Source organism: Robertkochia sediminum, assembly GCF_016786255.1.
GTDB classification, from domain to species: Bacteria; Bacteroidota; Bacteroidia; order Flavobacteriales; family Flavobacteriaceae; genus Robertkochia; species Robertkochia sediminum.
On sequence record NZ_JADMKT010000078.1, the window covers coordinates 58,373 to 79,873 of the forward strand.

General features: G+C 45.6%; 16 protein-coding genes. 10 read left to right on the plus strand and 6 right to left on the minus strand.

Going from position 1 to position 21,501, the window contains the following annotated elements:
• Nucleotides 1–18: 18 nt before the first annotated feature.
• Nucleotides 19–1,119 (minus strand): peptide chain release factor 2, encoded by a 1,101-nt coding sequence (gene prfB, locus IS446_RS11555; RefSeq protein WP_203060872.1) that lies wholly within the window; start codon nt 1,117–1,119, stop codon nt 19–21.
• 173 nt (nt 1,120–1,292) lie between these two features.
• On the opposite strand from prfB, the gene IS446_RS11560 reads away from it, so the two are divergent.
• Together IS446_RS11560 and IS446_RS11565 are read left to right on the plus strand one after the other, a co-directional pair.
• Nucleotides 1,293–3,704: a zinc-dependent metalloprotease gene (locus IS446_RS11560; protein ID WP_203060874.1), complete on the plus strand. Its 2,412-nt coding sequence runs from the start codon at nt 1,293–1,295 to the stop codon at nt 3,702–3,704.
• An 11-nt stretch (nt 3,705–3,715) separates the two neighbouring features.
• The gene (locus IS446_RS11565) at nt 3,716–4,756 is read left to right on the plus strand and encodes a threonine aldolase family protein (protein ID WP_203060876.1); all 1,041 of its coding nucleotides are present in this window, start codon (nt 3,716–3,718) and stop codon (nt 4,754–4,756) included.
• A 36-nt stretch (nt 4,757–4,792) separates the two neighbouring features.
• Here the strand turns inward: IS446_RS11565 and IS446_RS11570 are convergent, their stop codons facing one another.
• The gene (locus tag IS446_RS11570) at nt 4,793–5,125 is read right to left on the minus strand and encodes a YegP family protein (RefSeq protein WP_203060878.1); all 333 of its coding nucleotides are present in this window, start codon (nt 5,123–5,125) and stop codon (nt 4,793–4,795) included.
• 118 nt (nt 5,126–5,243) lie between these two features.
• The gene (locus tag IS446_RS11575; RefSeq protein WP_203060880.1) at nt 5,244–5,567 is read right to left on the minus strand and encodes a YbaB/EbfC family nucleoid-associated protein; all 324 of its coding nucleotides are present in this window, start codon (nt 5,565–5,567) and stop codon (nt 5,244–5,246) included.
• Nucleotides 5,568–5,698: 131 nt separating this feature from the next.
• Between IS446_RS11575 and IS446_RS11580 the strand changes: the two genes are divergently transcribed.
• The 4 genes from IS446_RS11580 to IS446_RS11595 all read left to right on the plus strand — a co-directional run bounded on the left by IS446_RS11580 (nt 5,699) and on the right by IS446_RS11595 (nt 11,494).
• Nucleotides 5,699–7,756, plus strand: a complete 2,058-nt coding sequence (locus IS446_RS11580) for a S9 family peptidase (RefSeq protein WP_203060882.1) — start codon at nt 5,699–5,701, stop codon at nt 7,754–7,756.
• Between the two features lie 68 nt (nt 7,757–7,824).
• Complete coding sequence (locus IS446_RS11585; protein ID WP_203060884.1) at nt 7,825–8,865, plus strand: PLP-dependent cysteine synthase family protein; 1,041 nt, start codon at nt 7,825–7,827, stop codon at nt 8,863–8,865.
• 439 nt (nt 8,866–9,304) lie between these two features.
• Nucleotides 9,305–10,156 (plus strand): SDR family oxidoreductase, encoded by an 852-nt coding sequence (locus tag IS446_RS11590; protein WP_203060886.1) that lies wholly within the window; start codon nt 9,305–9,307, stop codon nt 10,154–10,156.
• 78 nt (nt 10,157–10,234) lie between these two features.
• Nucleotides 10,235–11,494: an aminotransferase class I/II-fold pyridoxal phosphate-dependent enzyme gene (locus IS446_RS11595; RefSeq protein WP_203060888.1), complete on the plus strand. Its 1,260-nt coding sequence runs from the start codon at nt 10,235–10,237 to the stop codon at nt 11,492–11,494.
• Nucleotides 11,495–11,970: 476 nt separating this feature from the next.
• Here the strand turns inward: IS446_RS11595 and IS446_RS11600 are convergent, their stop codons facing one another.
• Both IS446_RS11600 and IS446_RS11605 read right to left on the minus strand, forming a co-directional pair.
• Nucleotides 11,971–13,101 (minus strand): GNAT family N-acetyltransferase, encoded by a 1,131-nt coding sequence (locus IS446_RS11600; protein WP_203060890.1) that lies wholly within the window; start codon nt 13,099–13,101, stop codon nt 11,971–11,973.
• A 23-nt stretch (nt 13,102–13,124) separates the two neighbouring features.
• On the minus strand, nt 13,125–14,078 hold the full coding sequence (locus IS446_RS11605; RefSeq protein ID WP_203060892.1) for a transporter: 954 nt from the start codon (nt 14,076–14,078) through the stop codon (nt 13,125–13,127).
• A 196-nt stretch (nt 14,079–14,274) separates the two neighbouring features.
• On the opposite strand from IS446_RS11605, the gene IS446_RS11610 reads away from it, so the two are divergent.
• The 4 genes from IS446_RS11610 to IS446_RS11625 are packed head-to-tail and all read left to right on the plus strand — an operon-like array spanning nt 14,275 to nt 19,778.
• Nucleotides 14,275–14,547, plus strand: a complete 273-nt coding sequence (locus IS446_RS11610) for a DUF4834 family protein (RefSeq protein WP_203060894.1) — start codon at nt 14,275–14,277, stop codon at nt 14,545–14,547.
• A gap of 21 nt (nt 14,548–14,568) precedes the next feature.
• The gene (locus tag IS446_RS11615; protein WP_203060896.1) at nt 14,569–17,013 is read left to right on the plus strand and encodes a YfhO family protein; all 2,445 of its coding nucleotides are present in this window, start codon (nt 14,569–14,571) and stop codon (nt 17,011–17,013) included.
• Between the two features lie 3 nt (nt 17,014–17,016).
• Nucleotides 17,017–18,312 (plus strand): glycosyltransferase family 4 protein, encoded by a 1,296-nt coding sequence (locus IS446_RS11620; protein ID WP_203060898.1) that lies wholly within the window; start codon nt 17,017–17,019, stop codon nt 18,310–18,312.
• Entirely contained in the window at nt 18,312–19,778 is a 1,467-nt protein-coding gene (locus IS446_RS11625) for a lipopolysaccharide biosynthesis protein (RefSeq protein WP_203060900.1), read from the plus strand. Before IS446_RS11620 ends, IS446_RS11625 begins: the two co-directional genes overlap by 1 nt.
• 51 nt (nt 19,779–19,829) lie before the next feature.
• Here IS446_RS11625 and IS446_RS11630 read toward each other — a convergent pair whose 3' ends face one another.
• On the minus strand, nt 19,830–21,026 hold the full coding sequence (locus IS446_RS11630) for a hypothetical protein (protein WP_203060902.1): 1,197 nt from the start codon (nt 21,024–21,026) through the stop codon (nt 19,830–19,832).
• Between the last annotated feature and the right edge of the window lie 475 nt (nt 21,027–21,501).

Below are 21,501 nucleotides of genomic sequence, written 5' to 3' on the forward strand. Positions count from 1 at the left end.
TTGATTTTAGTGTGGTTTCTAGAGCTCTTCCTGTTGTTGTCCCATCATCATGAGATACGCCTTGAGGAAGCCGTCGATATCGCCATCCATGACCGCATCTACATTTCCGGTCTCAAAGGCCGTTCTCACATCTTTTACCAGTTTATAAGGGTGCATGACATAATTTCTGATCTGCGACCCCCATTCGATCTTCATTTTCCCGGCTTCGATCTCGTCCTTGGCGGCCTGACGCTTCTTTAACTCGATCTCGTAAAGCTGCGATTTAAGCATTTGCATGGCCTTCTCGCGGTTTTCCAGCTGGGAGCGGGTTTCTGAGTTGTGAATAACGATCCCGGTAGGGTGGTGGGTAAGAATGGCCTTGGTTTCTACCTTGTTCACATTCTGTCCTCCGGCACCACTTGAACGGGCAAAATCCCAGGAGATGTCTGCCGGATTGATATCGATCTCTATGCTTTCATCGGCCAGCGGATAAACGTAAACCGAGGCAAAAGAGGTGTGGCGTTTGGCGTTACTGTCAAAGGGTGAGATACGCACCAGGCGGTGAACCCCGTTCTCTCCCTTAAGCCATCCAAAGGCAAAATCACCCTCAAATTCTAAGGTTACCGTCTTGATCCCGGCAACGTCGCCTTCCTGGTGGTTGAGCTCTTTGATCTTGAATCCCTGCTTTTCGCCCCACATGAGGTACATACGCATAAGCATGGAAGCCCAATCACAGCTCTCGGTACCTCCGGCACCGGCGGTGATCTGTAGTACGGCACTCATGCTGTCGCCTTCTTCAGATAACATATTCCTGAATTCCAGACTCTCGATCTGTTCCTTGGCTTTGTGGTATTGGGTGTCTACCTCTTCTTCGGAGGCATCGCCTTCACGGTGAAACTCCAGCAATACTTCCAGGTCATTGACCAGGGTATTGGCAAGATTGTAGTCGTCTACCCATTTTTTCTCTGTACGAAGGGCTTTCATGATCGCCTCTGCCTCTTTGGGATTGTCCCAAAAATCGGGGGCAAAGGTTTTTTCTTCCTCGTTCTGGATCTCTATAAGTTTCGCCTCTATACGGAGGTATTTTTTTAATGCTTCGACCCTTTTGCCTAGGTCTTTGAATTGATCGGTGGTGATCATAGGGATGTAATTTTGCTCAAAAGTAAGGTACTTTTTTCATACCTCCTACCGGCAAGGAGGCAGGAGGCTATGATAAACCTCAATTTATTGTGTAAAAACTACTATTTATTGTAAGAATTGTTTTTAAGGCTACTTTGACTATTTTTAGGCTTCTTATTTAAACCAACCATTTTATGTATTTACCACACCGTAAACCATCTGATCTGCTTTTTGCGATCCTGATATTGTCGATGCCTCTTTTACTGGGGGCTCAGGTAACCGATAATAAGGACCTGAAAAAGTACGACGGCTTCTTCGATTTTTATTACGATAACGACAAGGGGAAGATCTACCTGGAGATCGACAACCTCGACAAGGAGTTTCTTTATGTGTACTCCCTGAAAACCGGTGTAGGGAATAATGACCTTGGCCTGGATCGCGGTCAGTTGGGTAACGAACAGGTCGTGTATTTTACCCGTTCGGGGAATAAGATCCTTTTGGTACAGCCTAATTTGAAGTACAGGGCGGTTAGTGATAATGCTATGGAAAAACGATCGGTAGAACAGGCCTTTGCACGTTCGGTATTGTATGGCTTTGAGATCAAGGAAAAAACGGCCAATGGTTTTATTGTTGATATGACCCCTTTTTTAATGGAAGACTGGCACGGGGTGGCAGCGCGAATAAAAAGTGCGAACGGGGGTAGTTATTCTTTAGATAAGACACGATCGGCACTCTGGTTGGAGAGCACCCGCTCTTTCCCTGAGAATAGTGAGTTCGAAGCGTTGCTTACCTTTAAGGGAGCTCCTAAGGGCAATCTCCTGCGCTCAGTGACCCCGAATGCAAAATTGCTTTCGGTCATTCAGCACCATTCGTTCATAAAACTACCGGATGATGCCTACGAAACCAGAAATTTTCATCCGGGAGCAGGAAGTATCATGATGAGCTATTACGATTATGCCGGGCCTATTGGTGATGATCTTATTCGCAGAATGGCCATCAGGCACCGATTGGAGAAAAAAGATCCGAATACCGCGGTGAGTGAAGCCGTGGAGCCCATTGTATATTACCTGGATAACGGTACCCCGGAACCTGTGCGAAGCGCACTTATGGAAGGAGCATCCTGGTGGAACCAGGCTTTTGAAGCCATTGGGTACAAAGATGCGTTCAGGGTGGAGATCCTGCCCGAAGACGCCGACCCTATGGATGTGCGTTATAACGTGATCCAGTGGGTGCATCGCTCTACCAGGGGTTGGAGCTACGGAGCTTCTGTTACCGATCCCCGTACGGGTGAGATCATTAAGGGCCATGTGAGCCTTGGAAGTCTAAGGGTGAGGCAGGATTACCTTATTGCTCAGGCCCTGCTCGATAAGCCCTTTAGTGCCGAAAATGATCAAATGATGGAAGTGGCACTCTCGAGAATACGACAATTGGCGGCTCACGAGGTGGGGCATACCCTCGGATTCACCCATAATTTTGCGGCAAGTGTAAGCAACAGGGCTTCTGTAATGGATTATCCGCATCCGCTTTACGAGCTCAAAGATGGGAAAGTAGTGGCTTCTAATGCTTATGATACCGGAATAGGAGCATGGGATAAGGTGAGTGTGGCTTGCCTGTATGGCGATATTCCTGAAGGAACGCAGGAGTTTGCCTATGTTGAAGGAGTCTTAAAGAAGGCCCGTGAAGAAGGACTGCGTTTTATTACCGATGCCGATGCCCGTGCTACGGGGGGCGCGCATCCTGAGGCTCACCTTTGGGATAATGGTGAAAATGCAGCCAAAGCCCTGGAGGATGTCATGGACATAAGAAAGGTGGCCATTTCGCACTTTGATGCCGACCATATTAAAGAAGGCACGCCCTATTCTGTGCTGGAAGATGTTTTTGTACCACTTTACCTGTTCCACCGATACCAGACCGAGGCTGCAGTGAAAGTGATCGGTGGGGTAGATTATCGCTATGCGGTAAAAGGTGATGGCGGAATGATCGCTACCTATGTGCCTGCAAAGCAACAAAAGCAAGCCTTAAAGGCGGTGCTCGCTACACTTGAGCCCGAAGCACTGGCAATACCTAAAGAGCAGTTGGCCCTGTTCCCGCCAAGAGCTTTTGGTTACCCGAGAACACGAGAGAACTTTAAGTCGAAGACCGATGTGGCCTTTGATGCATTAAGTGCTGCCGAGACCGCGGCCGATATGAGTTTGTCGCTGCTCTTACACCCAGCCAGGGTGTCTCGAATGGTGCAGCAACATGCTGTAGATGCCTCTTTGCCGGGTGCAGGTGACCTTATGGAGTCACTAATAGCAAATACCTTTGGGCAAAAGCACAAAGACAACTACCTTCGCGAAATACAACATACAGTGAACTTCAGAGTTCTGGAGCATCTGTTGCGACTGGCGGGGAATAAAGGAGCCTACTCCCAGGTCAATGGCGAAGCCCTGAAGGCGATCGTGCAATTGGAGAAAGCCCTTAAAAAGGGATATGATTTTCCGGAAGGCTATACCCTTGAATACCTGAGCCGTGTTGAAAGGTTCAGGGAGCATCCGGAAGATTTTAAAGCCGCACCGGTGAAAAAGATCCCCGACGGTTCTCCGATCGGAAGTTATTGTGACTAAAATAGAGAACAATGGATATAAATTTAATTAGCGATACGGTAACCAAACCGAGTGCAGGCATGCTCGATGCCATGATGAATGCCGAGGTAGGTGATGATGTGTTCAAGAATGACCCTACCATTAATGCCCTCGAAGAAAAGGTAGCTGCCTTATTTGGAAAGGAGGCTGCCCTGTTATTCCCGAGTGGTACCATGGCGAATCAAACCGCCATCAAGGTGCACACCCAGCCGGGAGACCAGCTTATTGCCGATAAGTATGCCCATATATACAATTATGAAGGGGGAGGGGTGAGCTTTAACAGTGGCGTATCCTGTAAGCTTCTCGATGGCCACCGTGGCATGGTAACGGCTAGCCAGGTCGAAGCAGCGATCAATCCGCCCGACTTCTATCACAGTCCGCTAACCACCCTGGTGTCGCTGGAGAATACCACTAATAAAGGAGGTGGCGCCTGTTGGGACCTCGAGGAGATGAAGGCTATTCGCAAGGTTTGCGATGATCACGGATTAAAATACCACCTCGATGGTGCCAGGCTATGGAATGCCATGGTGGCGAAACAACAAAGCCCAAAAGATTTTGGAGCCCTTTTCGATACCATCTCCGTTTGTTTTTCCAAGGGATTGGGATGCCCGGTGGGATCCATGCTGGTAGGGTCAAAGGCCGATATGGATAAGGCCCTGCGTATACGTAAGATCTTTGGAGGAGGCATGCGACAGGCCGGTTACCTGGCAGCTGCAGCCATATACTCCATAGATCACCAATGGGAGCGACTGGCAGAAGACCATAGAAAGGCAAGGGAGATCGGTGATGTTTTGCAAACCCTGCCTTTTATTAAAAGCATAGAGCCTTTGGAGACCAATATCCTGATCTTTAATCTCACCGACCGTGTCGATGAACAGGAATTCTTAAAGCTGCTCAATGATCATGGAGTACGTATTATTACGATGGGGCAGGGAAAACTGCGTATTGTGACCCATATGGACTACACAGACGAACAGCACGAATATTTTATAGATCTTATCAAAAGATTACCTGTAAAAAAAGCGACCGTTTAAGGTCGCTTTTTTTTGCAGTGTTTTGCTTTGTGCTGTTTACTCACCGGATAATTCCTTCACTGAAGCATCGGGAGCATTCTTTTTAACCGATTCGATCCCGTTTTCCATTCCTGATTCGGAAGCATACATTTGCGAACTACCGATGATCTGTCCGTTCGCAGCTTTCAGGTTGAAGTGGAATTTTCCGTTCGCGGCAGTTTTTCTTTCGAACTTACTGTCGTCGGCAGCATTGGTCATAACCGATTTTACGCCATTTTCTGCCCCTGCAAGGCTTTCATACCCCTGGCTGGAAAGAATAACTTGTCCGTTTCCGGCCTTGAGGTTAAAGTAGTACTTGTTGTTTTTTTCGCTTTGAAATATCTCAAACATACGAACGCAATTTTTGTGATTAATGTATTGATTATCACTAAAATACGATCTTTCTTAGAGATTATGTGGCTTTCTTCCTTTTATGTAAGAAAAAAACGTTTAACAACGGACTATTTCGTTATTTGAACATATCCATTCCGGGAATATCGGGCATACCTTCCTTGGCTACGGCTCCTAATTCGGCTTCATTTACCTTGGTCGCCTTTTCTATGAGTTTGTTCATATGCAGCACCAGGTAGTCTTCCAGTTGTTCCTTATCTTCCAACAGGGCATCATCGATCTTGATCTCCTTGAGTTCCCTGTTGGCGGTCATGGTTAATTGGAGCAGTTGGTCATTGCTCTCTTCAGATACCATTACAGTATCCAGTCTTTTCTTAGTCTCTTCTATTTTTTTCTGGGTTTCCTTGATCTTTCCCATCATACCCATCAGATCTCCAAACATGTTATTTTTTCTTTAGGTTCGCAGGGGCAAAATTAATAATTTCATAAGCGATATCTTAAATCTTTCCCGAACAAAGTGTATTCCTTAGCGAAGTATTATTTTTGTGCGGATATTAAAGTGAGAACTCCTATATGAAGGTAGCAGATGCCCCGTTGGCCACTAAAAGACCTGTAGAACTTAAGAAACACGGTGATGTGCGCATCGATGAGTATTACTGGCTCAACGAACGCGAAGATAAAGAGGTGCTGGCATACCTCGAACAGGAAAATGCCTATTATGAGGCCGCTACGGCCCATACCTCAGACCTGAAAGAGAAGTTGTTCAATGAGATGCGCTCCCGCATCAAGGAAGACGATGAGTCTGTTCCCTATTTATATCACGGCTATTGGTATATCACCCGATTCAGGGAAGGTGGTGATTATCCGCTATATTACCGGAAAGCCGATAGGGAAGGCGCTGAAGAAGAGCTGCTCTTTGATTGCAACGCCATGGCAGAAGGGCACCAATACTTTAATCTGAGGGGGATCAACATAAGTCCCGACAACCAGTGGGTGGCCTATGGTGTCGATACGGTAGGCCGACGCATTTACACCATCTACATCAAGAATCTGGTAACCGGGGAATTCTACAAGCACGAGATCACCAACACCACCGGAAGCAGTGTATGGGGTAATGACAATACTACGCTGTTCTACACGCGCAAGGACGAAGTTACGCTGAGGTCTGATAAGATCTACAGGCACGTTTCGGGGACTGAACCGACTACAGACGCCCTGGTATATCACGAAGAAGATGAGGCGTTTTCGGCCTTTGTCTATAAGTCGAAATCATCCCAATACATCATTTTTGGCTCAGAGAGTACGCTAACCTCCGAATACAGTATTTTATCGGCCGATAAGCCGGGAGGAACACCAGTGGTCTTTCAACCGCGCATACGCGGACTCGAATACGATATTTCTCATTTTGAGGATCACTTCTATATTTTGACCAATGCCGATGGGGCAACAAACTTCAAGTTGATGAAAACCCCGGTTGGGAGTACCGCAAAGGATTCCTGGCAAGAGGTGATCGGTCACCGCGACGAAGTATTGCTTGAAGATGTCGATATCTTTAAAAAATACCTGGTGCTAAGTGAGCGTAAGGAGGGACTCAACCTGATCCGGATCATCAGGTGGGAAGATGGTCATGAATACTATATTCCCTTTGATAATGAGACCTATACCGCCTTTGCATCTACCAACCTCGATTTTGATACGGAAACGTTGCGGTATGTTTACAATTCGCTAACCACACCTGCAAGTACCATAGACTTTAATATGGATACCCGCGAAAAGAAGGTGTTGAAAGAACAGGAAGTTCTGGGAGGTGAATTTAATAAGGATAATTACGCTTCTGAGCGTATTTGGGTTACCGCAGACGACGGCCAAAAGGTTCCGGTCTCAATGGTTTACCGCAAGGGGATGGTTCGCAACGGACAGAATCCTCTGTTACTCTACGGATACGGGTCGTATGGCGCTATTATTGACCCTTACTTTTCAAGTGTTCGCCTGAGTTTATTGGATCGCGGATTCATCTATGCGATCGCACACATTCGCGGAGGGGAATACCTTGGACGCAACTGGTATGAGCAGGGGAAATTACTTCACAAGAAAAATACCTTCACCGACTTTGTGGCCTGTTCTAAAGCGCTGATCGCCGAAAATTACACGTCTCCCGATCATTTATATGCTATGGGAGGATCTGCCGGTGGCCTCCTAATGGGGGCGGTGATCAATATAGCCCCGCAATTGTACAAGGGGGTAGTGGCGCAGGTACCGTTTGTAGATGTGGTAACCACTATGCTCGACACCAGTATTCCTTTGACCACAGGAGAATTTGACGAATGGGGAAATCCCGAGGATCCCGAATATTACGAGTATATCAAATCGTACTCCCCATATGATAATGTAGAAGAAAAGGCGTATCCGAATCTGTTGGTAACAACCGGGTTGCACGATTCCCAGGTGCAGTACTGGGAGCCTGCTAAATGGGTGGCCAGGCTTCGTGAGCGCAAGACCGATGATAATATCCTGCTGTTTCATACCAATATGGACGCCGGACACGGAGGAGCTTCAGGGCGCTTTGAGGCCCTTAGGGAAGAAGCTATGGAATATGCTTTTCTCCTTGATTTAGAATGTATAAGAGACTAATTGAAAAAAAATTATAAATTTGCAGGTGCATAAGGCCCTTCAAATTCTTTGGACCTAACTATAATAATATGGAACAAAAGATCACAGCTTTCAACAATGTGCTTGAGTTGGTTGGGAATACTCCGCTTATCAAGCTGAACAAAATAACAAGTAACTTTCCCGGTAATTTTTACGCTAAAGTAGAAGGTTTCAATCCAGGTCACTCTTCTAAAGACCGTATTGCCCTTCACATTATCGAAGAGGCCGAAAGAAAAGGTATTCTTACCCCGGGAGATACGATCATCGAAACTACTTCAGGAAATACGGGATTTAGTATCGCTATGGTAAGTATTATCAAGGGATATGAGTGTATTCTTGCTGTGAGTTCGAAATCGTCTGCAGATAAGATCGATATGCTTCGCGCCATGGGTGCCAAAGTATATGTTTGTCCTGCAAATGTAAAGGCCGACGATCCGAGATCTTACTACCAGGTTGCTAAGCGCTTGCACGAAGAGATCAAAGGTTCGGTTTATATTAACCAGTATTTTAACGAACTCAATATGGATGCTCACTACAAGAGCACCGGTCCGGAGATCTGGGAGCAAACAGGAGGGACCATTACCCACCTGGTAGCTTGTAGTGGTACCGGAGGGACCATCTCAGGAACCGCAAGATTCCTGAAAGAGCAGAACAAAGACGTTAAGGTGATCGGGGTTGATGCCTATGGTTCTGTATTGAAAAAATATCACGAAACCAGAGAGTTCGATCCTAAAGAGATCTATCCGTACCGCATTGAGGGTCTCGGTAAGAACCTGATCCCTACAGCAACCGATTTTGATGCTATCGATAGCTTTGTAAAGGTTACCGATGAAGAGGCGGCACATACCGCTCGTGAGATCTCAAAAACAGAAGGATGCTTTGTAGGATATACCAGTGGTGCTGCCATGCAGGCAGTGAAGCAACTGGCTGCGGATGGGGAGTTCGATGAGAACAGTATCGTTGTGCTTATCTTCCCTGACCACGGTTCGCGCTATATGAGTAAGGTATACAGCGACGACTGGATGAACGAGCAGGGATTCTTTGACACCGTTAATTCAGAATTAGAACAGGATATCCAGTACGTGCAATAAGCAGGTACCGTACCCAACATATAAAAGCGCGGAGTTTCACTGAAATTCTGCGCTTTTTTTATGTCCGCACTTTCGTTCTTTACTATGCGTATAAACAGTATGCCGGGATTTGCGATCCCGGACTTTTTCAACAATGATTGTTAAAAAGAACTTGGTTTAAACCTTGCTGAGGACCCAAATTCACTCCCTTTTTTTGTAATTTGACCTCATCGGGGATGCGAGATCCCACAAGGCTTCGAAAGCATTTTGGTGTAAACGATGTTGACCGTAGTTTTAAAGTGGATCGAATCATCTGTGTGATGACAGCCCCGGAAGGTTCAGGTTTTTAGGTGATCGAAGTATTGATGCCTTTAATGATGAGAGATGATGTTGTTTGGATAAAGGGGTAGTACTTTATACTTGCTTAAAACTTATTGAAATAACGCTGAAAATTGTCTTGATGAAGAATATTTTGATCACCGGAGTATCTACCGGAATTGGCCATGTTACTGCATTCTATTTCCTCGAAAGAGGGTACCGTGTTTTTGGTAGTGTGCGAAAGGAAGCAGACCTCAAGCCGCTTCAGGAAAAGTACCCGGAGACCTTTATAGGTTTGGTGTTCGACACTACAGACCAGGAAGGAATCGATAAGTCGTTTGAAGAAGTTAAAGCTACTTTGGCGGGTGAATCCCTCGATGTGCTGGTGAATAATGCCGGGATCTCTGTGAACGGTCCCATGGCGTATGTAACCATCGAAGAGTTCAGGCACCAGCTCGAGGTTAATGTGCTGGGCGTGCTGCGTGTTACGCAAAAGTTCCTACCCCTGTTAGGTTTCGATAATGACCTGCCTAAAGGGCATATTATCAATATCAGTTCCGGGTCAGGAAAAGTAACGCGTCCGTTCATGGGGCCGTATTCGGCCTCGAAATTCGCTTTGGAATCCATGTCTGATGCCATGCGAAGAGAATTGCTCGACATGGGGATCAGGGTAACGGTAGTGGAGCCCGGACCTATAAAGACCGAGATCTGGGAAAAGGCCAGAAGTGGAGGGAACGAATCGAAGTATTTCGATACCGTCTACGGTAAGATCTATCGCAATATGGGGCGTATGGTCGATAATATGGAAGGTATCGCCCTGGATACCGAAAAGGTCTCTGAGGTGATCTATGACATCGCAGAAGGTCGAAAGAAAAAGACGCGTTACCTGGTAGCTCCAAAGAAATGGCTCTTCCTTTTGGCCATGTATGTACTGCCCGACAGGACGCTTGATAAGATGTTTCAAAAGCAGTTTCAAAAGCTGTTTCAAGATTGAGAAATAAGTTATGATAAGAAGGCAGAATTATTTACTTTTGCCACCGTTTGAACGACAATTTTAAAACACTCCATATACATGAGAGATTTATTTGACCGGATTAAAGAGAACAAAGGCCCTCTTGGAAAATGGGCTTCCCAAGCTGAAGGATATTTCGTGTTTCCTAAATTGGAAGGACACATTTCCAACAGGATGAAGTTTAATGGAAAGGATGTTATTACATGGAGTATTAATGATTACCTGGGGCTTGCAAATCACCCCGAGGTGATCAAGGCCGATGCCGATGCTGCTGCAGAACACGGTGCTGCTTACCCAATGGGAGCGCGTATGATGAGCGGACATACCGATCTTCACGAACAACTACAAAACGAGCTGGCTGCTTTCGTAAAGAAAGAGGCGGCTTACCTGCTTAACTTCGGATACCAGGGAATTATGTCGGCTATCGACGCACTGGTAACCAAAGATGATATCATTGTATACGACGTAGATTCACACGCGTGTATCATTGACGGGGTACGTCTTCATATGGGGAAACGTTTTACCTATCAGCACAACGATATGGAAAGCCTTGAAAAGAACCTGGAGCGCGCTACCAAAATGGCAGAGCAAACAGGCGGAGGTATCCTCGTGATCTCTGAAGGTGTATTCGGAATGCGTGGAGAACAAGGTCGTCTTAAAGAGATCGCTGCCCTTAAAAAGAAATTTAACTTCAGACTTCTCGTTGATGATGCTCACGGATTTGGTACGCTTGGTGCTACCGGGGCAGGAGCAGGAGAGGAGCAAGGGGTTCAGGACGATATCGATGTGTACTTCGCTACCTTTGCTAAATCTATGGCAGGTATCGGGGCCTTCTTAGCTGCAGATCAGGAGATCATCGATTATCTGAAATATAACCTGCGTTCACAAATGTTCGCCAAGTCGCTGCCTATGATCTTTGTAAAAGGTGCATTAAAGCGTCTGGAAATGTTAAGGACCATGCCTGAGCTTAAGAACAAGCTTTGGGAGAATGTTAATGCGCTTCAGAGCGGACTTAAAGAGCGTGGTTTTGATATCGGGAATACACAGAGTTGTGTTACCCCGGTATATCTTAACGGAAGTATTCCTGAGGCAATGGCCCTGGTAAAAGATCTTCGTGAGAACTACGGGATCTTCTGTTCTATCGTAGTGTATCCGGTAATTCCTAAAGGTCTTATCCTTCTAAGAATGATCCCAACCGCTACGCATACCATGCAGGATATTGAAGAAACACTTGAGGCATTCTCAGCGATCAGAAGTCGTCTGGAGAATGGTACCTATAAGCGTCTGTCGCAGGCTGTTGCCATGGCGATGGGTGAATAAAGGCTTGCCTTACATAATAGAAGTTGCAATAAGAGCCGCCGGGGAAACCCGGCGGTTTTTTTGTTCATAGGTAAGGAACTGGCTCCTTCCGCTTTTCGATCAGGTTCAAAAAAAAGTTCCGGATGGGGACCGGAACTGATTTTTTTCAACATGCGTAATAGCACTGGTTAAGTAGGGTATGATTTGAGTAAATCTTCACTGATCACATTGTTGGGGCGCTGTACCAGTGAGTAATAACAACAATTTTAACAACACTGCTAATATAAGGCTGGTTTACAGTGTTTTAAAACTATTGTTGCAACTGCCCTTTATTTTGTGGTTTAATAGCCGTGATATGTTGTGAGGTGAATCCTACGTACCGATCTCTTCAGCTATTTTCCTATGATCTTGCAAACCAACAAATTGGATTACTGTTTGAGCTTCTTGATAGACTCTTATTGCAGTAGTATTTCCCAATTGCGCCTGTATTGTTTGGTTTACAGTGATTTTTTATAGGTTCTCCACTTCTTGATGAGTCGTGGATCGTAATCTTTCCACAGGGCTTGCACCTGGTTGTTGGTTTCGAGTTCCGGATTGGTCTCTACAACCTTGATCCCTTTCCTGTTAAAGAGGTCGATCACCTCTTTAAAAATGATGGCGGTTACACCCTTTCCTGCAAATTCCGGCTTCACGCCAATGAGAAGTAAGGTGGCCTTGTCGTTCTTTTTCATGGCCTTCATCAGGTGATAGAACCCAAAGGGAAAGAGTCGGCCCTTGGATTTCTGTAGCGCTTTTGTAAATGATGGTACCACAACAGAAAAGGCTACCAGTTCTCCGTCTTGATCAGCGATAAGCGCAATGTAGTCGGGGTGGATGAACTTGAGGAACTTCTCCTTGTAGTGTTCCACCTGGTAAGGCTTAATAGGGGTGAACGATTGCAAGGAGCTATAGGTCTTGTTCATCAGATCAAAGATCCGGTCGGCATAGGGCAGGAGCTCCTTATTCGATTTAAAGGTGAGCAACTGGAACCCGAACTTTTTCATGATCAGCCCTGAGAACTTTTCTACCTTCGGAGGCACCTCTTTCGGAACGTCGATCTCGTATTCCTTCCAGTCTACTTCTTTGGTAAAGCCCAGACCTGTGACCAGGTCGTTGTAGTATTGCGGATTGTAATAGGTAGACATGCTTCCGGGACGGTCGAATCCTTCCAGTAACATTCCGGCCTTATCCATATTAGTGAATCCTGCCGGCCCTTCGGCGTATTCCAGGTTGAGCTCACGCCCTTTTTCGTATACTTTTTCAAACAGCTTCTCCGCTACTTCCTTATCGTTAATGGCTTCGAACCATCCCCACCTGATCTTGGGTTTTCCCAATTCCTTTACTTCCGGCCAGTTCACAATAACGGCGATCCTTCCTGCGGCTTTGTTGTTTTTGTAGGCCATATAATACCAGGCGTCTGCTTCCTGGTAGGCGGGATTCTTATTCCAGTCGAAGTTGTCGATCTCTTCATTAATGATCGGGGGTACCCAATGCGGGCTGTTACGGTAAAGCTCAAAAGCGAGTTTTACAAAATTGGTAAGTCTACGCCTGTTGGTGATCTCCCTGATCTCAATACGCTGTTCGCTCATAGGTCAATGCTCTGCAAGGGTTCTCAGAACCTCTTTTTTCGTTTCTTTTTCTTTTTACGAAGCGCACGTTTTTCAAAGTCGGATACGTTGTCGATCTTCTTTTTCGGATCCTTATGATAATCCAATCGGTAGGCGATCCCAACTTCTCCAAATATTCTTCGGGGCGTATCTTTAATATTGGTACCTCCCGAAATATCTACCTGCAGGTTCTTGTTTAAAAGGTGTGCAGCTCCTATTCTGAAGACCCCGTCACCATAAAAATCACTCTTATAGCCCTGGTGTTCAGCAAATAGCGAAAACCTTCCGTTGCGCAAGGAATGGGTTAGGGTGATGATGTAGTTGATCATGGGATCATCGCCGGTAAATTTATCATAAATGAGGTTGGAAACCAAGACCCAACGAGGCATTAGTTCGTGTTGTGTGATGAGCATTACCTTCGGACTTACGGTTGGTTCGGCAGGGGGTAAAAAAGGGTTGTCTCCAAAATTAAAATTCGCTCCGGCATAAACTGCAATGGCCGGCACGAGGTTCTTCCATTGAAATCCGTTATTGGCATTCCAGCTGTACAAATTAGGCTGGTCTCTACCTTCTTTTTTAAAGGGATCGTATATCAGGTATTTGACCCCAACGGTATTCTTTAGAAAATTGGAGCGATCGTACTCGGCTCCGGGAAGGGTAGAGTTGTCGGTAACCTGTTCGTAGGCAGCACTACCATCGATAATGAGTTCGAGCTCTTCCAACAGTAATCCGTAGCGAAAAACATAATCCAGGCCCAGTCGGCTGGCCTCAGTGCGCAGTCCGCTATGGTCCCTTTGCTCGTAAAAGAATCCGTTCTCACCTTGTATTACTCCGGTGCCAACACTAAAAGCACTGTATGAAGCTCCGGGACGGTTCGAATTTATGGTGTTGGTGTATTGCGACCAACCGTGGTAAAAACTAAAAAAAAAGGTAATTCCTAATAGTAGAATACTTTTCATAGGGTTAAGTTTTAGCGTTTTCGGGGGTGATGACGAACTAATTTTCCGGTCTAAAATAAAAATAAAGTAACATAAATCCTTCAAAATAAGCCTTGACACCCCCTTTAATAACAAGGGTAGGGTCAATTTATTATATTTTTAAGGGGAAGGCCTAAGTGAATCCCTTATTTTTGCCCCGAATTACAAAGTGAACATTATGCAATTTTTGAGAACGCTGTTCATTATCATTCTCATCCTTTACGGAATGCGTATCCTCGGTAGGATCTTCGGTCCTTTTCTAATGCGCTTCGCTTCAAAGAAAGTAGAGAAGAAGTTTAGAGAACGTTATGAACAGCAATACAATCGACAACAAAATAATCCGGGATATCAGGAAGGCGAAACCATTGTAGAGCCTAAACACAAGGCTTCGTCATCTAAAAATTCTTCAGAAAAAGTTGGAGAATACATCGATTTTGAAGAAATTGACTAACCTAATCAAGTTCGCAATTTAATGGCAGACCTATTAAAAAAAGCAGTACCTCATTTTGTGGTACTGTTCTTGTTTATGATCACTGCGCTTCTCTATTTTTCTCCGGTTCTTCAGGGGAAAAAGATCTTTCAAAGTGATATTGTTCAATATATTGGAATGGCTCATGAGAGAGATCAGCACAAACAGGCTACCGGAGAGGAATCTTACTGGACCAATAGTGCCTTTGGAGGTATGCCTACCTATCAGCTGGGGGCTAATTATCCGCATAACTATATCAAAGAACTCGATCGCGTCTTACGCTTCTTACCGCGGCCGGCCGATTACCTTTTCCTTTATTTTATTGGCTTTTATATTTTCATGCTGGTCCTGCGGGTGCCCTGGAAACTTGCAGCCATCGGGGCTTTAGGTTTTGGGTTCTCTACCTATTTGATCATTATCCTGGGGGTGGGACATAATGCAAAAGCACATGCTGTGGCGTATTTCCCATGGGTGCTCTCGGGTATCGTTTTGGCCTTGCGCAAACGGTATGTTGCCGGATTTTTGCTTACCGCTCTTGGGATGGCGCTTGAGATCAGTGCCAACCACTTTCAGATGACCTATTACCTTTTGCTCCTGGTATTGGTGTTGGGGCTGGTGTACCTTATTGATGCTGTAAAGAACAAGGAACTTCCCGATTTTTTTAAAGCTATCGGGGTATTGGTGCTTGCTGTTGTTTTGGCTATTGGTACTAATGCAGCCAACCTGATGGCCACCAGCGAATATGCGGCTTGGTCTACAAGGGGCTCAAAAGAACTAACCACAGATCCGGAAGGCAATCTGCTGAAGAAGAGTAGTGGTCTTGATAAAGATTATATTACTGCCTACAGTTACGGCCTCATGGAGTCTTTTAACCTGTTCTCCCCACGTTTGTTCGGAGGTGCCGATCAGGAAAATGTCGGAGAAGATTCTAATACCTTTCAATTCCTTATCAACCAGGGCGTGCCAAGATCGCAGGCTACCGGGTTCGTAAAGGCATTACCCATGTATTGGGGCGGACAGCCGGGAGTGGCGGCTCCGGCATATGTAGGAGCGGTATTGCTGTTTTTCTTCGTTCTGGGGATCTTCCTGGTAAAGGAAAAGCACAAATGGTGGCTGGCATTTGGTGCCTTACTTTCCCTTGTGTTATCATGGGGTAAGAACTTCGAGCTGCTTACCAATTTCATGATCGATCATTTTCCTCTCTACGACAAGTTCAGGGCGATCACCTCGGTACAGGTCATCCTGGAGCTTTGCGTGCCGGTGCTGGCAGTAATGGCTTTGGCCGCATTGCTTAATAAAGACCGGGATCATAACGAAAAGGCCAACGCCATAAAATACACTGCCATGATCTTCGGAGGCATTGGGGTGATCCTGTTCCTGCTCAAGGGAACATTCGATTTTGCAGGAGCTTACGACGACTACTACGCCCAGTCTATAGGGCCGGAGGTGGTAGATATGATCATTCGCGACCGCAAGGCATTTTACACCCAGGACCTGCTCCGGAGTATTGTTCTCGTAGCTTTGGCCGGCGCATTAAGCTGGTTGTGGCTTAAAGATAAGCTCAAGCAGAACTTATTTATAGCAGGAGTGGGAGTGCTTATACTTTTCGACCTGGTCGTGGTAGACCGACGCTATGTGAACGAAGAGGATTTTGTTCAGGCAAGGGTCATGAATAAGCCTTTCAGAGCCGATGCTGCAGATAATGCCATTCTTCAGGATGACGATGATCACTTTAGGGTGTTTAATCTCAAGGAAGGACTTAATGGTGCGAGTACATCGTTTTTTCACCATTCTCTTGGAGGGTACCACGCTGCGAAGCCCAAACGCATACAGGAATTGTACGAATACCAGATCGCCAGGAACAATCCTGAAGTATTGAATATGCTCAATGTGAAATACCTGAAACGACCCGACGAACAGGGTGCCATGACGGTGATCCGGAATCCCGATGTTAATGGTAATGCCTGGTTCGTTAGTTCTCTTGTTGCTGTTCAGGGTGCCGATGCCGAAATGGCGGCACTCAGTACGATGAATACCAAGGAGCAAGCGGTTTTTGATGAAACCGCCTTTGGAACCATGGCGAAATACCAGGGGAATTATGCAGTCGATTCGCTTACAACCATCAAATTAGAACAGTATCGCCCTGATGTATTGGTGTATCGAAGTACTAATGATCACGATGGGATAGCCGTATTCTCCGAAATGTATTATCCGCACGGATGGAAGGCTACCATCGACGGAGAACCGGCCGATACCTTTAGAGTGAATTATGCCCTTCGTGCCCTTTTTATTCCTGAGGGAACCCATGAAGTGGTCTTTACCTTCGATCCCGAAGTGGTCAAAACCGGTAGCACGCTTGGTCTCATAAGCAACCTCCTCTTGCTGCTTTGTGCTGTTGGTGGTGGATATCTGATATGGAAAAAGCAATCGGAACAACCAAAATCATAGCATTTGGAGCGGCGCAAGGGTAAAAGGGTACTGATCGTAACGTATTACTGGCCTCCGGCAGGAGGACCCGGAGTACAGCGGTGGCTGAAATTCGTGAAATACCTCCCCGGGCAAGGTGTAGAACCATGGGTTTATATACCTGAAAATGCCCATTACCCCCTTGTAGATGAAGGGCTGATCAAGGATGTACCCACAGGCATAAAGGTGCTTAGCAGGCCTATTTTCGAACCCTACCAATTGGCATCGTTGTTTTCTAAAAAAGGAACCCGCTCTATGAGCCGTGGCCTCATTAGCGAGAAGAAGCAAGGCTGGACAGAACGCCTGCTATTATGGGTACGTGGTAACTTATTTATTCCTGATGCCAGAAAGTATTGGGTAAAGCCCTCTGTAAAGTACCTGGAAGACGTGCTCCGATCCGAACAGATCGATACCGTTATTACAACGGGGCCACCACATAGTGTCCATCTTATCGGACTGGAATTAAAGAAGCGCTCCGGGATACGATGGATCGCCGATTTTCGTGATCCGTGGACCAGTATTGGGTATCATCAAAAGCTCAGGTTAACGGCCCGAGCTGCGCAAAAGCACAAGGATCTGGAGAAGCAGGTGCTTTCAGTGGCCGATGTGGTGATGGCTACGAGCAAGACTACAGCAAAAGAGTTCGAGGGGATCGCCGGCAGGGAGGTGGCGACCATTACCAACGGATTTGACGAATACGATCTAAGAGATCATAAGCCCTCTGAGAAATTCTGTATTTCGCATATCGGATCACTCTTGTCTGGGCGTGACCCTAAGATCTTATGGGAGGCTCTGGCTGAATTAACACGGGAGCGTGATGATATTCGGTCCTATCTGAAATTAAAGCTTGTCGGTGCCGTTAGTGAAGATGTATTGCGATCGGTGCAAGATGCCGGATTAAGCCCTTTCCTTGAGCACCAGGGCTATGTGGCCCACGAGCAAGCCCTGATCCTTCAACGAGAGGCGCGTGTATTGCTATTGCTGGAGATCAATAAGGAAGAGACCAGGGGTATTATTCCCGGGAAACTCTTTGAATATATGGCAGCCCGAAGACCCGTATTGGCCATAGGTCCGGAAGGGTGGGAGGCCGGAGAGCTGCTTGAAGAGAGTGGAGCAGGCAAAGTATTTACCTATAAAGATAAAACCCCTTTAAAGGCTACTTTGATCGCGTTGTACGAAGATTACAAGCAAGAAAAGGTCGAACCGGAGAACACCGATCTTGAGAAATTTACAAGAAGAGCCCTGACCAAAAGGCTTGCCAACATCATATTAGAGCATTAATGGGTATTGTCAAGAGTCAATCACTTAAGAATTTGCTGAGCACCTACCTGGGTTTTGGGATAGGAGCCATCAATACCCTTTTCCTGTTCACTTATTTGCTAACAGATACCTATTACGGTCTGGTTACCTATTTACTGTCTACCGCAAACCTTATGATGCCCCTTATGGCCTTTGGGGTGCATAATACCCTGGTCAAGTTCTATTCGGGGTATGGAACTAACGGAGAGCAAAGAAAGTTTACGACCATGATGCTATGTTTACCTGCCCTTGTAGCCATTCCTTTGGGAATAGCGGGTTGGTTGGGCTTTCATTGGATCGAAGCCTTTTTAACCAGGCGGAATCCGGAAGTGGCCCCCTACATCTGGACCATTTTTGTTATAGCTTTCGCGCTGTCGTATTTCGAGGTCTTTTACGCCTGGTCTAAGGTGCATTTACAAACCGTTTATGGGAATTTTCTTAAAGAGGTCTTTCCAAGGCTTTGTGTGATGATCCTGTTAGTGCTTATTGCCCTTGACATGCTGGAGGTTGCCCATTTTATCGTGGCCATGGTTGGGGTGTATGTATTGCGCATGTTGCTTATGGCTACAAGCGCGTTTATGGTGGTTAAAAAACCTGAGCTGGAGTGGGGGTTACCCACAAATTTCCGTTCGATACTCAAATATACCAGCCTGATCATTATCGGAGGGTCTGTTGCAGTGGTCTTTCTGGATATCGATCGATTTATGATCAACCAGTATAAGGAGATTCAGAATATTGCCTATTACAGTGTAGCGGTTTTTATCGCCGTGGTTATTGCTGTTCCGGCCAGAGCACTTCACCAGATCACCTATCCGCTTACTTCCGGTCTGATGAACAGTGGGAAAATGGATGAGTTGGAAGCATTGTATAAGAAGAGCTCTATCAACCTCTTTTTGGTTAGCGGACTCATATTCCTGCTTATTGTGCTTAATGTAGACCAGTTGTACCTGGTGTTACCTGAAACTTACCGCGGTGGGGTCATTGTGGTCTTTCTGATCGCGCTGGCCAAATTGAGCGACAGCCTTTTGGGAAATAATAATGCCATTATATACAACAGTGATCATTACAGGATGGTATTGTTCTTCGGGTTATTTTTGGCAGTACTCACCGTATTGCTCAATATGGTGTTCATTCCGCTTTGGGGGATCAATGGTGCGGCGTTTGCATCGTTGCTCGCCTTCTTGATATTTAACGCCACGAAGCTGTGGTTCGTTAAAAAGAAAATAGGAATCTCACCTTTTAGTCAAAACACCTTCAAAACCTTCTTACTGATCTGTGCTTTGGTACTCATCTTTTATTTCTGGAATTTCTCTTTCCACCCGTTACTTAATATCGCTTTAAAAGCGTTCCTTATAACAGTGATCTACCTGGTGGTTGCATACCGCCTTAGGTTATCTTCAGAGGTAAATGAAGAGATCGATAAGTACATAAAAAAAGGGACGCCGTAACCGGCATCCCCTTTTAGCTAGATCAAAATATATTTTAGTTCTCAAGCATTCTTAGCTTCTTCCGCCTCGGGAACTTCTTCCCGATGATCTTCCTGAAGCCTTTCTTACCTGGGTGCTTCTGCTTTTATTGCTTACCCTGGTGCTTTTTGAATTATTTGAAACGTTCCTTGAGCTTTTTGAATTCCTCGTAACGTTCCTGGTGCTTTTCGAATTCTTTGAAACATTCCTTGAGCTTCTGTTCACCGTTGGTGTATTTGAATTCGAATTTCTGCTCTTACCCTTATAGCTCTTAGTGTTGTTGCGCTGTGAGGTATTCCTGGTCTCCACAGAACGCTTTACAGTCGCTCTTGAATTTTCTCCTGAGGTCCTTGTATAGCCTCTGTCCGGTTTGCCAACATTCTGACTTCTGCGTGGGGTGACCGATTTTCTGCTATTGCTTCCAACCGCAGATCTTCGGGTACTTGTTCTGTAGGCATCAGATTTACTGTAGGCACGTTGGTTCGCTTCGTACTTCAGGCTTCTTTTTCTAATGGCTCTCTGGATGCTGGCGTCGTTTCTGCTGGCTACCCTTCGGTCGTTTCTATACACATTTCTACGCGGATTGCTTTCTTTGTAATGGTATGTTCTCCCGACAGGAGCGTAAGCTCTTCTGTGGTTGTTTCTGTAAGGGCGGTAATACGTATATCGTACGGGGTGGTAATACCTTCTGTAAGGCCTGGTATTTACGAGGCAAAAATTAACAGCAGGTCTTACAAAATAACTGTAAACGGGGCGGTGTACGTACAATCTGTTATACATGTTGATGTACCCGTTAAACCGTGCAAACCTTCCGTATCCATCGTAATACACATAGAGTCCGCCAATTCTTGAAACCCTTCCTCTTTGATAAAACACGTTCAGGCCTCCAATGCGGCTTACCCTTCCGTAGAAGTCGTAATAGATAGGCGTGTTCTCTATCTGGATCACTGCTCCGTAATCGTCATACTGTACCCACGGACTGTAATTGAATCCGGCGTTAAAACTTATGCTTACGTTTCTGCTGCGATAGTCAACACCTACGTAATTCGGATTGTCGATAAAGAAATCATACTCTCCGTCGGGATATACCGAAAACGTAATACCGTTCTCAACAAAGATGAGCGCATCTTGATACCCAAAAATTCTTCGGCCGGCATTCTCAGTAGTGGTAGAACCAAATGCCACCTGGCTTATAATAAGGCTAACGAAAGTTAAGATGAGATTTTTCATGGTCAAATGGTTTTAAGGTTAAACAATTTGCGGTTGGTATGTGTTTTTTTAAGAATCAAATCGCGTGCCAAAAAATGAAACACTTTGAATTCACTGGGGTTTCCAGCATATCGCATTAAATCAATCTATTGCTAATCAGCCTGTTAAGATTGTTAAAAAAGAAAACTCCGCAAACCGGTGAATTTCCGATGTTGCGGAGTTTTGCAACTAACCAACCAAATAATCAAAAATTAGCATGAAGCTAAAACGTTTGTATTTTTTTGAGATCAAAATCGTTTTATACAGAAGACCGGGATAAACGATCGAAAATTAGAAGAGTTTAGCATCAGGTCTTCAGATTCAGGGATTCTGTCGTTCATCCAGTTAAAAGCAATTAGCGTGCCAAAAATCTAAATATGGGGTAAAAAAATATGTTCACAGTCCGTGTAGCAGCGTGTATAATGGTTTGTTGTGCAGCTTGTTATGGTGTTTAATG